General features: G+C 55.4%; 11 protein-coding genes. 7 read left to right on the top strand and 4 right to left on the bottom strand.

Annotated elements, in window-relative coordinates:
- The first annotated feature begins 12 nt into the window (after positions 1–12).
- Entirely contained in the window at positions 13–690 is a 678-nt protein-coding gene (gene ybiX, locus KP80_RS16555; protein ID WP_052284743.1) for a PKHD-type hydroxylase YbiX, read from the top strand.
- 456 nt (positions 691–1,146) lie between these two features.
- Positions 1,147–1,407 (top strand): DUF1471 family protein YbiJ, encoded by a 261-nt coding sequence (ybiJ, locus tag KP80_RS16550; protein WP_052284742.1) that lies wholly within the window; start codon positions 1,147–1,149, stop codon positions 1,405–1,407.
- A 177-nt stretch (positions 1,408–1,584) separates the two neighbouring features.
- Here the strand turns inward: ybiJ and ybiB are convergent, their stop codons facing one another.
- The 3 genes from ybiB to rhlE all read right to left on the bottom strand — a co-directional run bounded on the left by ybiB (position 1,585) and on the right by rhlE (position 6,211).
- A complete protein-coding gene (ybiB, locus tag KP80_RS16545) occupies positions 1,585–2,553 on the bottom strand; it encodes a DNA-binding protein YbiB (protein WP_052284741.1) in 969 nt (322 codons plus the stop codon).
- A 40-nt stretch (positions 2,554–2,593) separates the two neighbouring features.
- Complete coding sequence (dinG, locus tag KP80_RS16540) at positions 2,594–4,741, bottom strand: ATP-dependent DNA helicase DinG (RefSeq protein WP_052284740.1); 2,148 nt, start codon at positions 4,739–4,741, stop codon at positions 2,594–2,596.
- Between the two features lie 96 nt (positions 4,742–4,837).
- On the bottom strand, positions 4,838–6,211 hold the full coding sequence (gene rhlE, locus KP80_RS16535) for an ATP-dependent RNA helicase RhlE (RefSeq protein ID WP_052284739.1): 1,374 nt from the start codon (positions 6,209–6,211) through the stop codon (positions 4,838–4,840).
- A gap of 230 nt (positions 6,212–6,441) precedes the next feature.
- Between rhlE and cecR the strand changes: the two genes are divergently transcribed.
- The 5 genes from cecR to KP80_RS16510 are packed head-to-tail and all read left to right on the top strand — an operon-like array spanning position 6,442 to position 12,123.
- Positions 6,442–7,116: a transcriptional regulator CecR gene (cecR, locus tag KP80_RS16530; RefSeq protein WP_052284761.1), complete on the top strand. Its 675-nt coding sequence runs from the start codon at positions 6,442–6,444 to the stop codon at positions 7,114–7,116.
- A complete protein-coding gene (hlyD, locus tag KP80_RS16525; protein ID WP_052284738.1) occupies positions 7,116–8,111 on the top strand; it encodes a secretion protein HlyD in 996 nt (331 codons plus the stop codon). Before cecR ends, hlyD begins: the two co-directional genes overlap by 1 nt.
- A complete protein-coding gene (locus tag KP80_RS16520) occupies positions 8,104–9,843 on the top strand; it encodes an ATP-binding cassette domain-containing protein (protein WP_052284737.1) in 1,740 nt (579 codons plus the stop codon). Before hlyD ends, KP80_RS16520 begins: the two co-directional genes overlap by 8 nt.
- Positions 9,833–10,966, top strand: a complete 1,134-nt coding sequence (locus tag KP80_RS16515; RefSeq protein WP_052284736.1) for an ABC transporter permease — start codon at positions 9,833–9,835, stop codon at positions 10,964–10,966. The genes KP80_RS16520 and KP80_RS16515 overlap by 11 nt, the downstream gene beginning before the upstream one ends.
- A gap of 50 nt (positions 10,967–11,016) precedes the next feature.
- Positions 11,017–12,123 (top strand): ABC transporter permease, encoded by a 1,107-nt coding sequence (locus KP80_RS16510; protein WP_052284735.1) that lies wholly within the window; start codon positions 11,017–11,019, stop codon positions 12,121–12,123.
- Here KP80_RS16510 and KP80_RS16505 read toward each other — a convergent pair.
- A complete protein-coding gene (locus tag KP80_RS16505; protein ID WP_052284734.1) occupies positions 12,085–12,495 on the bottom strand; it encodes a YbhQ family protein in 411 nt (136 codons plus the stop codon). The two genes, KP80_RS16510 and KP80_RS16505, sit on opposite strands and share 39 nt — an antisense overlap.
- Positions 12,496–12,658: the final 163 nt, after the last annotated feature.

The following is a 12,658-nucleotide window of genomic DNA, read 5'->3' as shown; positions in this document are numbered from 1 at the left end:
AGGAGATACCCCATGATGTACCGTATTCCCGGCGTACTGAGTGAGCAGGAAGTTCATTATCTTGTTGATGAGCTGAATCAGGCGGAGTGGGTAGACGGCCGGGCAACCGTCGGCGCACAGGGAGCACAGGTGAAAAACAACCAGCAGGTCGATACCCGCAGCGAGCGCTATGCACGGCTACAGGCGAAAGTGCTGGATGCGGTCAATCGTCATTCGCTGTTCTTCGCTGCCGCGCTGCCCAAAACCATCTCCAGCCCACTGTTCAATCGCTATCAGCAGCAGGAAACCTATGGTTTTCACGTTGACGGCGCAGTACGTCAGCACCCGCACAGCGGCTGGATGCGCACCGACCTTTCCGCCACGCTCTTTCTCTGCGATCCCGAGAGCTACGACGGCGGCGAACTGACCATTAACGACACCTACGGTCAACATTCAGTGAAGCTACCCGCAGGCGATTTAGTCCTCTACCCGTCAAGCAGCTTGCACTGCGTTACGCCGGTAACCCGCGGTGTGCGCGTGGCATCGTTTATGTGGATCCAGTCGATGATTCGCGATGATAAGCGCCGCGCCATGCTGTTTGAGCTCGACGGTAATATCCAGTCGCTGAAAAGCCAGTACGGCGAATCCGCGGAAGCACTCTCCCTGCTCAATCTGTACCACAACCTGTTGCGGGAATGGTCTGAGATCTAAAACGTCTAATATCACTCAAAATAGATGAAGAAGATGGGCCACTAAATCGAAGCGCGGCGCGGGCTCATGCCCAGTCGCCGTGGATGAAAAAAACAACGGGACAAAAATTTACTAACAGAACACCACTAAGTATATAATGCGGAATCTACGCGGTAAAAACAGTTTCAATAACGAATCTATACCGTAATATACAGAGCAATCGATTATCTTTACGAGCACGCTTTTTGGCAAATAAAGTGGCAAATTGTGCCTTCGATAGCGCAAAAACCGTCCAGGCCTTCGCAAACACATTCACGTCGTGAATATTTTATTAATAATCAATAAATTAATAATCATTCAATTTTTTTGATTATCGACATCAATTCTCTTCGATTTATTCCGCCAAAGAAAAACGTGATACTTATCACATCGACAGAACATCGTCCCCTGAACGGAATAACCTGCGAGAGATTAATCATGAAAAACATTAAATATGCTGTTGCTGCTATCGCCCTGTCTGCCCTGTCATTTGGTGCTTTCGCTGCACAACCTGTGACACAAGCTCAGGCTCAGAAAATGAATGAAATGGGTACTGTGTCCGTAGATGGCGCAAGCACTCTGGACGGTATGGAAGCTCAGCTGGCACAGAAAGCTGCCGCAGCGGGTGCTTCCGGCTACGCCATCACTTCTGCTAACACCAACAACAAAGTTAGCGGTACCGCAGTTATCTACAAATAATTGCCAACTGTGTTATACCCCGTGAGTCGACCGCTCGCGGGTGCTCCAACCCTCATTGAACTTGTTGATACCCTTTTTTGCCCGGCTGCCACGCCGGGCTTTTTTTTGCCTGAAATCTACGAATGAGATGCGAGATCACTTCTGGAGCCACGGATAACTCCAGTAAGGCAAAGAGGATTAATAGGCCTGCGCGACGCGCGCTAAGCCCTCTTCAAGTGAGCTGACTTCACCCGCCGCCAGCAGGCAGCAGGCCAGTTGTATTTTCAATGAATGCGGCACAGGTTCCACGCCGGCCACGCAGCGTTCAATCCAGCGAGCAGTGGTTTCGGCGTCTTTGGCTGACGGCAGCATGACCGCCTCTTCCGGCTGCTCACTTTGTCGCTCATTGACCACCCGCGCCCCCTGCGGATCAATGAGGGTAATCTGCGGGCAACGTTGGGGATTGGCGTAAACCTCCCCTTCCGTACCGTGCATCAGCAGGCTTCGCCCGCCGATATCGCTAAAGAATTTGGCGACTTTCGTGACATATTCCGGATGCGAAACGCTCGACAGGCGCAGCGCCGCGTCTTCAGCAAACGGCGTTATCAGCTTCGCCAGCGAATGCGCGCTATTGCGCACGCCCAGCTGCCAGCGCATAGCTAGCTGTTTTTCTATCGGTGGACAGATGGCGCCGACAGGAATATAGACAGGTTGATGGCCATCAAGCTTCGCCTGCGCCTGCCCGGCATGGAGAGTGGGCTCGATACCCATCAGAGTAAAAATGGTCTCCGTCAGTACGCGCGTTGGGTCTTCGCTGACGCCGTGTACCACCACCGGGAATCCGAGTTTATGCAACAGCATCGCCAACAGCGGAGTCAGGTTCGCTTGTTTGCGCGCGCCGTTGTAGCTGGGAATCACAATCGGCATCGGTTTGCCCACCGGCGGCGTCAGACGGATGGTCTTCTGCTGCATGGCTTCGTAAAAGCCGAGCATCTCCGCTTCGCCTTCGCCCTTAATGCGCATCGAGAGCAAAATGGCGCCCATTTCCAGATCCGGTACGTCACCCTCAAGCATGCGGGTGTATAAGCTGCGTGCGGTCTCTTTATCCAGATCGCGCGCGTGATTCTTGCCTCGACCGATCTCTTTAATGATTTTGCGGTAATCCATTTGCGACTCCTGTTGAATGCTCATACGACGCTCGGCCAGGCTAGCGTTTTTTACGCCGCGGCGCTTTAGCCTTTTGCTTCACAACCGACACTTCCGGCACATCCGGCCGTTCAATGGGAAAGACCGGTAACGCATTCAGTAAACGCTGACCGTAGTTTTTGGTCAACAACCGCTTATCGTAGATGATCACTTCACCCCAGCAGCCGTGGCTACGAATTAAGCGCCCCACCTGCTGTATCAGGTTAAACGATGCGCTAGGCAAGCTTTGCACCTCGAATGGATAGCGGTTCAGGCTTTTCAGCCATTCCCCTTCGGTAATCACGACCGGGCTGTCGATAGGCGGGAACGCAATTTTATGAATATGCACCTGACTGAGCAGATCGCCTTTAAGATCGAGCCCTTCAGCAAATGATTGTAGCCCCACCAGCACGCTGTACTCGCCGTTCTCTACCCGTTTACGGTGCAGTTCCACCAGCCGATAACGCGGCTGATCCCCCTGAACCAGCAGCATCAGACGCAGATCGGTGACATGCTCAAGAAAACGATTCATCGCACGTCCGCTGGCAAACAGCACCAACATGCCATGGTGTTTCTTGCTCTCAACCTGCTGGCGGAAATAGGCAGCCATCTCGGCAATATGCTGCTCTTCATGGTCAATCAGCGGCTCATACTTCATCTGTGGGATGATAATTTTACCCTGTTCGACGTGATTAAATGGGGAATCCAGCGCCACAAAACGGTCACCCGCTTTTTCTTTTAAGCCGCTCATCTCCTGCAGACGCGAGAAACTATTGAGCGAACGCAGCGTCGCGGAAGTCACCACGATATGCGGTACGCTGCGCCACAGCAGGCGTTCAAGCTGGTCGCTGACGCGGATCCCCACGCAGTGGAACCACACATGCATCTGCCCGTCGCGCATATCACGGGTGGCCCATTTGGTCACCGGCGCGCCAGAAGCCTGCGACAGCGATGCCAGACGCCACAGCTTGCTTTGTGATTCGAACATCCCCAGCGCGCGGTTCATCTGCAAAATCACCCGATGCAAACGGACGATATCGTGGCTGCCGGTTTTCTCACTCAGATCGTTTAAAAACAGCTCCGCTAATCCGCGCAGCATTTCGGTCAGTTTTGCCAGCCGCTGGCAGATTTCCATCACCTCATCCGGCAGTTCCCCCATTGGGAAACGGTGCTCTGCCTCCTGAGTTGCCGGCAGATACAGGTTAAGAATGTTGTTCAGTGAGGCAATCAATTCGTACAGTTCTTCGCAGTGTGCGGTGAGGCGTTCCGGCAGCGCCAACGGCGGCGTGGTTTTCGGGCGGAACTGCTCCATGCAGGTCGCCACCAGTTTGCCGAACAGATCGAGCTGCAGGCGATACCACGGCGCGGTGATTTCAGCGCTCATCTCCAGCGCATCGCGCGCGACGTCCGGCAGATGGTGTCCCTCATCAAGCACCAGCAGCAGATTTTTCGGCTCCGGCAGCACCGCTTCGCTCTCCATCGCCGCCATGACCAAAGCATGGTTAGCCACTACCACTTCCGCTTCCTGGATCTCACGGCGGGCGACAAAGAACGGGCATTCACGGTAGTAGTGGCAGTTGCGATTAAGACAGCTGGCCTTATCGGTACTCAGGCGCCGCCACAGGTCATCATCAATCGCCACATCGGTGTGATCGCGCAGACCGTCCCATTTATAGCTATCCAGATCGCCCTTCAGCTTTGCGCAGCGCTTCTGCTCTTCCTGATTGTTCGGTGTCAGCTCATCTTCCAGAAAGGCGAGCAGATCCTGCTGTGTGGGATCGGTGCTGGCCAGCGCAGACAAATTGCGTGTGCAGACGTAGCGGCCGCGCCCAAAGGCGGCGGTAAAGCGTAAATCGGGGATAATTTTGCGCAGCAGGGGCAGGTCTTTACTGTAGATCTGATCCTGCAAGGCGACGTTGGCGGTACTCACCACCAGCGTTTTTTGCTCTTCCCGGGCAATGGCGATACCGGGAATCAGATAAGACAGCGTTTTCCCCACGCCGGTGGGTGCTTCGATCGCCAGGTGTCTCCCTTCTTCTCCGGCCAGCGTTTTCGCGACGTCAGCGATCATCTGCCGCTGCGGTGCACGGGGGATAAAGTCGGGGATCTGTTCCTGGAGCGCCTTGTACCAGGCGGCGATTTGCGCTTTCAGCGCAGCGGTCAAAGCCATGAGAAAACCTGAGATACTGTATAAACAGCCACTATTGTGACATCTTCTGGGCGATGCCGCAAAAAAGAAAGCCCGGCTTAAAGCCGGGCTCGCAATTTACTGTGCCGCCGCCGGTTTACGTGGGCGACGCGATGGACGAGGCTTATCGCCAGCCGGTTTCCCTTCCGCACTGCGCGGTTTCGCTTTCGGGGCTCCGCCGTCGGTACGACGCGGCTGTTGCTGGCCACGGCCGCCGCCCTGGTTTTGGCTCTGGCCCTGGCGACCACGACCACCGCCGTTACCACCGCCACGCTGCTGGCGACCGTTTTGAATCGGCTCAGCCTTGATAGACGGATCCGGCTCGTAGCCCGGCAGCGCAATACGCGGAATCTCTTTTTTCAGCAGACGCTCAATGTCGCGCAGCAGTTTGATTTCATCAACGCAAACCAGCGACAGCGCTTCGCCAGTTGCCGCCGCACGGCCGGTACGGCCAATGCGGTGAACGTAGTCTTCCGGCACGTTTGGCAGTTCGAAGTTCACCACGTGCGGCAGCTCTTCGATGTCCAGACCACGCGCAGCGATATCGGTCGCCACCAGCACGCGAATATCGCCAGATTTGAAGTCCGCCAGCGCGCGCGTACGTGCGCCCTGCGATTTGTTACCGTGAATGGCCGCGCTACGGATACCGTCTTTATTCAGCTGTTCTGCCAAATGGTTAGCACCGTGTTTGGTACGGGTGAAAACCAGCACCTGCTGCCAGTTGCCTTCGCCAATCATCTGCGACAGAAGTTCACGTTTGCGCTTTTTGTCTACCATATGGACGTGCTGCGTCACTTGCTCAGAAGCAGTATTGCGACGCGCAACTTCGATTTCCAGCGGGTTGGTCAGCAGCTTTTCAGCCAGCGCCTTAATGTCGTCAGAGAAGGTAGCGGAGAACAGCAAGTTCTGGCGCTTCGCCGGCAGCTTAGTCAGCACGCGACGGATATCGTGGATGAAGCCCATATCCAGCATGCGGTCCGCTTCATCAAGTACCAGAATCTCAACCTGATCGAGTTTCACCGCATTTTGATGTTCCAGATCCAGCAAACGGCCCGGCGTTGCCACCAACACATCGACGCCGCTGCGCAGTTTCATCATCTGTGGGTTAATACTGACACCACCGAAAACCACCAGCGAACGGATGTTCAGGTAGCGGCTGTATTCACGAACGTTTTCACCAATCTGTGCCGCCAGCTCGCGGGTTGGGGTCAGGATCAGTGCGCGTACCGGGCGACGGCCTTTAACATGCGGATCGCGGGAAACCAGCGTCTGCAGCAGCGGCAGGGTAAAGCCTGCGGTTTTACCGGTGCCGGTTTGGGCGCTCGCCATCAGATCACGGCCCTGCAGTACAGCAGGAATCGCCTGCTGCTGAATGGGGGTGGGTTCCTGGTAGCCTTGCTCAGCAACGGCACGCAGAATTTCGGGGTTTAATCCGAGAGAATCAAAAGACATACATACTCCACACCCACCCCGACCGCATGCGGTGTAGTTTTCGAGGGGATAAAAAACGAGGGAATGACAAAAACCACAATGTCATGAAGGGGCGGAGTGTAGCAGTTTTTGTGATACACCGCATAAATTATCCCCTTAACGCTGGAAAACAAGATTATTCACCAGACTGGACAAGATTAAAAACCCGGCATAAAGTTAATCAATCGATTGATTAACTTTAGATGGCAATGATGAACGTGACGCCAATCACCAGCAAAGGCGAGCAGGCAAGAAGCCAGCTTATCGCCGCCGCCCTCGCCCAGTTCGGCGAATACGGTCTACACGCCACGACCCGGGATATTGCCGCTCAGGCCGGGCAGAATATTGCCGCCATTACCTACTATTTTGGCTCAAAAGAAGATTTATACCAGGCCTGCGCGCAGTGGATTGCCGATTTCATCGGCGAAAACTTCCGCTCCCACGTTCAGGCTGCTGAACAACTTTTTGCCGAGCCGCAGCCCGATCGCGAAGCCATGCGAACCCTTATCCTACAGGCCTGCCGCAACATGATCTTGCTGCTAACTCAGGACGATACGCTGAGCCTCAGCAAGTTCATCTCCCGCGAACAGCTGTCGCCGACCGCTGCCTATCAGCGCATTCACGAGCGGGTCATCGCCCCGCTGCACACGCACCTTACCCGGCTGATTGCCGCCTATACCGGCTGCGACGCCAACAGCACGCAGATGATTCTGCACACCCACGCCCTGCTTGGCGAAGTGCTGGCGTTTCGGCTTGGGCGAGAAACCATCCTGATGCGTACCGGCTGGTCACAGTTTGATGCCGACAAGACCGAACAGATCGTCCAGGTCGTGACCTGTCATGTCGACCTTATCTTGCAAGGATTAACTCAAAGGAGCCTGAAGTGATGAAAAAACCGGTCGCCATAATTCTGGCCGTTGCTGTCCTCGTCGCCCTGATTGGCGGCGGGACGTGGTGGTATCAAAGCCTGCAAAACAATGGACTGACGCTGTACGGCAACGTAGATATTCGTACCGTCAATATGAGCTTCCGCGTCGGCGGTCGTCTGCAATCCCTGAGCGTTGACGAAGGGGATGCCATTAAGCAGGGTCAGACGCTCGGGGAACTGGACAAGGCGCCGTATGAAAACGCCCTCATGCAGGCCAAAGCCAACGTCGCGACCGCACAGGCGCAGTACGATCTGATGATGGCCGGCTACCGGGCAGAAGAGATCGCTCAGGCCGCCGCGGCAGTCAAACAAGCACAGGCAGCCTATGACTACGCACAAAGTTTCTTGCAGCGTCAGCAGGGTCTGTGGAACAGCCGGCTGCTGTCTGCCAACGACCTGGCCAACGCCCGCTCCTCTCGCGACCAGGCGCTGGCATCGTTGAAATCAGCGCAGGATAAATTAAGCCAGTACCGTGCGGGTAACCGTCCACAGGAAATCGCGCAGGCCAAAGCCAATCTTGAACAGGCACAGGCGCAGCTGGCGCAATCCACCCTTGACTTACAGGACACCGTATTGACCGCGCCTTCTGACGGGACGTTATTAACCCGTGCAGTAGAGCCTGGCAGCATGCTGACTGCCGGCAGCACCGTGCTGACGCTATCATTAACGCATCCCGTGTGGGTTCGCGCTTACGTCGATGAGAAGAACCTCAATCAGGCGCAACCGGGGCGTGAAATTCTGCTCTACACCGACGGCCGCCCGGATAAGCCTTACCACGGAAAAATTGGCTTTGTCTCTCCAACCGCTGAATTCACGCCGAAAACGGTCGAAACCCCGGATCTGCGTACCGATCTGGTTTATCGTCTGCGCATTATCGTCACCGACGCCGACGATAGCCTGCGCCAAGGGATGCCGGTGACGCTGAAATTTAGCGACGAGCCTCGCCATGAGTGAGCATCAGATCCAGCTCCAGGGGCTGGTCAAACAGTTCGCTGACATGAAAAAACCGGCGGTCGCCCGGCTGGACTGCACCATTCAATCGGGCTACGTCACCGGGCTCGTTGGACCGGATGGCGCGGGAAAAACCACGCTGATGCGGATGCTGGCTGGGTTACTGAAACCCGACAAGGGCAGCGCAACGGTGCTGGGGCTCGATCCCATTCGTGATGACAGCGCCCTGCACGCGGTGCTCGGCTATATGCCGCAAAAGTTCGGCCTGTATGAAGACCTGACGGTCATGGAGAACCTCAATCTCTACGCCGATCTGCGCAGCGTCACCGGTGAAATTCGCGAGAAAACCTTCGATCGCCTGTTGGAATTTACCTCGCTGGGGCCATTTACCTCGCGGCTGGCGGGCAAGCTTTCCGGCGGTATGAAACAAAAACTGGGCCTGGCCTGTACTCTAGTCGGCGAGCCGAAAGTACTGCTGTTGGATGAGCCCGGCGTCGGCGTGGACCCCATCTCCCGCCGCGAACTCTGGCAGATGGTGCACGAACTGGCGGGCGACGGCATGCTGATCCTCTGGAGCACCTCCTACCTCGATGAAGCCGAGCAGTGCCAGGACGTGCTGCTGATGAATGAAGGCGAGCTGCTGTATCAGGGCGAGCCGACCGCCCTCACCCGAACAATGGCCGGACGCAGCTTCCTGATGCACAGCCCGGCAGAAAACAACCGTAAGCTGCTGCAGCGAGCGCTGAAGCAGGAGATGGTCAGCGACGGCATGATTCAAGGCCGCTCGGTGCGCACCATCCTGAAAAAATCGGCCACCGCTGACGACCTAAGAAATGCGCCGGGAATGCCGGAACTGGAAATTGAAGAAACCACGCCGCGTTTTGAGGATGCGTTTATCGATCTCTTGGGCGGCGCGGGCACATCGGAATCGCCGCTGGGCGCTATTCTGCATACCGTCGAAGGCTCAGCGGATGAGACGGTGATTGAAGCGAAAGAGCTGACCAAAAAGTTCGGTGATTTCGCCGCTACCGACCACGTTAATTTTGCCGTGAAGCGCGGCGAAATTTTTGGCCTGTTGGGGCCAAACGGCGCGGGTAAATCGACCACCTTTAAAATGATGTGTGGTTTGTTAGTCCCCACTTCCGGCAACGCGCTGGTGCTGAATATGGATTTGAAAACCGGGTCCGGTAAAGCGCGCCAGCATTTAGGCTATATGGCGCAAAAATTCTCTCTCTACGGAAACCTGACCGTGGAGCAGAATCTGCGTTTTTTCTCCGGCGTTTACGGCCTACGCGGGAAGGCGCAAAACGACAAAATTCGCAGCATGAGCGAGGCCTTCGGCCTCGATGAAATCGCTCGACACACCACCGATGCGCTGCCGCTGGGCTTTAAGCAGCGTCTGGCGCTGGCCTGTTCGCTGATGCATGAGCCGGATATTCTGTTTCTCGATGAACCCACCTCCGGTGTTGACCCCATCACCCGCCGTGAATTTTGGCTGCACATCAACAGTATGGTGGAGAAAGGCGTGACCGTGATGGTGACCACTCACTTTATGGATGAAGCAGAGTACTGCGACCGCATCGGGCTGGTCTATCGCGGTAAGCTGATTGCCAGCGGTACACCGGACAATTTAAAGGCGCAGGCCGCCGATGAGCAGCAGCCAGACCCGACCATGGAACAGGCCTTTATCACTCTGATCAATGATTGGGATAAGGAGCATGCCAATGAGCGTTAAGAGTCTGTCATGGCGGCGCGTGCGTGCGCTGTGCGTGAAAGAGACGCGGCAGATCATCCGCGACCCCAGCAGTTGGCTGATTGCGGTGGTGATTCCGCTACTGCTGCTGTTTATCTTTGGCTACGGCATTAACCTCGACTCCAGCAAACTCAGAGTCGGCGTGCTGCTGGAACAGCAGAGCAAAGAGGCGTTAGATTTTACCCATACGCTCACCGGCTCGCCCTACATTGATGCCACCATCAGCGACAATCGCGGCCAACTGGTTGAGATGATGCAGGCCGGGCGCATTCGCGGCCTGATTGTCGTCCCGGTGGATTTCGATAAGAAAATGGCGCGCGTCGGTGATGATGCACCGATTCAGGTGATCACCGATGGCAGTGAACCAAACACCGCCAACTTCGTGCAGGGCTACGTCGAGGGTATCTGGCAAATCTGGCAACAACAGCGCGCAGAGGATAACGGCCAAAGCTTCGAGCCGCTTATCGACGTGCAGACCCGCTACTGGTTTAACCCGGCGGCCATCAGCCAGCACTTTATTATCCCCGGAGCGATAACCATCATCATGACGGTCATCGGCGCCATCCTGACCTCGCTGGTCATCGCCCGAGAATGGGAGCGCGGGACCATGGAGGCCCTGCTTTCCACCGAAGTCACCCGCGTAGAGCTGCTGCTGTGTAAGCTGATCCCTTACTATTTCCTCGGCATGCTGGCGATGCTGCTGTGTATGCTGGTGTCAGTTTTTATTCTCGGCGTGCCCTATCGCGGTTCGCTCATTATTCTGTTTTTCATCACCAGCCTGTTTTTACTCAGCACGCTGGGAATGGGGCTGCTGATTTCGACCATCACCCGCAATCAGTTTAACGCCGCGCAGGTGGCGCTGAACGCCGCATTCCTGCCATCAATTATGCTGTCCGGGTTTATTTTCCAGATAGACAGTATGCCCGCAGCGATTCGCATCGTGACCTACATTATTCCGGCGCGCTATTTCGTCAGCACCCTACAAAGCCTGTTCCTGGCGGGCAATATTCCGGTGGTACTGATTGTGAACACGCTCTTTTTAATCGCTTCGGCGGTGATGTTTATTGGCCTGACGTGGATAAAAACCAAACGTCGATTGGATTAACGCTGATGTTTGTTGGGTGAGTGAAACACCACCCGAATGAGGACGGTACCATGTTTTATCGTTTATGGACCCTGATCCGCAAAGAGCTGCAATCGCTGCTGCGCGAGCCGCAGACCCGCGCCATTTTGATTGCACCGGTGCTGATTCAGGTCTTATTGTTCCCGTTTGCCGCTACGCTTGAGGTGACCAACGCCACTATTGCCGTCTATAACGAAGACAACGGTAAGCATTCGGTTGAATTGACCCAGCGTTTTGCGCGCGCCAAAGCCTTTACCCACGTTCTGCTGCTGAAAAGCCCGCAGGAGATCCAGCCCACCATCGACACGCAGAAAGCGTTGCTGCTGGTACGCTTCCCGGCTGATTTCTCGCGTAATCTCGATATCTACCAGACCGCGCCGATGCAGCTTTTACTCGACGGACGTAACTCCAACAGCGCGCAGATTGCCGCCAACTACCTGCAGCAAATAGTCAAAAACTATCAGCAAGAATTGCTGGAGGGGAAAGCGAAACCGAATAACAGCGAGCTGGTGGTGCGTAACTGGTATAACCCGAATCTCGACTATAAATGGTTTGTGGTGCCGTCGCTTATCGCCATGATAACCACCATCGGCGTGATGATTGTTACCTCGCTGTCAGTGGCACGCGAACGCGAACAGGGCACGCTCGATCAACTGCTGGTTTCGCCGCTTGCCACCTGGCAAATCTTCGTCGGCAAAGCGGTTCCGGCGCTGATTGTCGCCACAGCGCAGGCCAGCATCGTGCTGGGCGTTGGCATCTGGGCGTATCAAATCCCCTTTGCCGGTTCGCTGGCGCTGTTTTACTTCACGATGGTGATTTACGGGCTGTCGCTGGTAGGATTTGGCCTGTTGATTTCATCGCTGTGTTCCACGCAGCAGCAGGCATTTATCGGCGTGTTTGTCTTTATGATGCCAGCCATTTTGTTGTCAGGGTATGTCTCTCCGGTGGAGAACATGCCTGTGTGGCTGCAGCATCTGACGTGGATAAACCCTATCCGCCATTTCACGGATATCACCAAGCAGATCTATTTGAAGGATGCGAGTCTGTCGATTATCTGGGGGAGTTTGTGGCCGCTACTGTTTATAGCGGCCACGACGGGATCAGTGGCGTACGCGATGTTTCGCCGCAAGATCGCCTGAGGATTTATCTTTCACCAGCAGCGAGAATACGGCTGGCCCCGCAAGGATCGCCAGCCCAGCCAGCGCCAGCAGAAAGTGATTTTGTAGGACGCGCGAAAGCAGCCAGACGGCAATCATCGCGGCGCCAAAATACCAGGTCGTCGTCAGTTCTTCGAAGACATCGGCGACATCGCGCCAACGTTTATCGGGGTGGCGCTGCAGCGCCAGCATCAGCAATACGCTCACGGCGTACAGCACGCAAAGGCCTAATCCAACGCGCACTAAGGTGCCGCTCATCCAGCCCATGACCAACACGGCGACGACCAGTAAATGCAACATAATCTGCCAACAACCTAGCCCGGTTGCGACACGAATTCGTTGTTGCCACTTCATGGCTTCTCTCCTGAAGAATTTTATTTGCTTATTCAGAGTACTCAAGTCTACGGAAAATTCCGTAAAGGTGCTTCTTTTTGTGACAGTGGTGTCACATTTTCATCCGTATTGTGTAAAACAGCGCCGAAACATTCACTAAACGGAGGGTTTAACGCAGGGAAAT

The sequence above is a fragment of the Kluyvera genomosp. 1 genome (assembly GCF_001266615.1).
GTDB lineage: Bacteria > Pseudomonadota > Gammaproteobacteria > Enterobacterales > Enterobacteriaceae > Kluyvera > Kluyvera cryocrescens_A.
The sequence above is the reverse complement of the archived record's forward strand: the minus strand, read 5'-3'. Positions and strand labels throughout refer to the sequence as shown.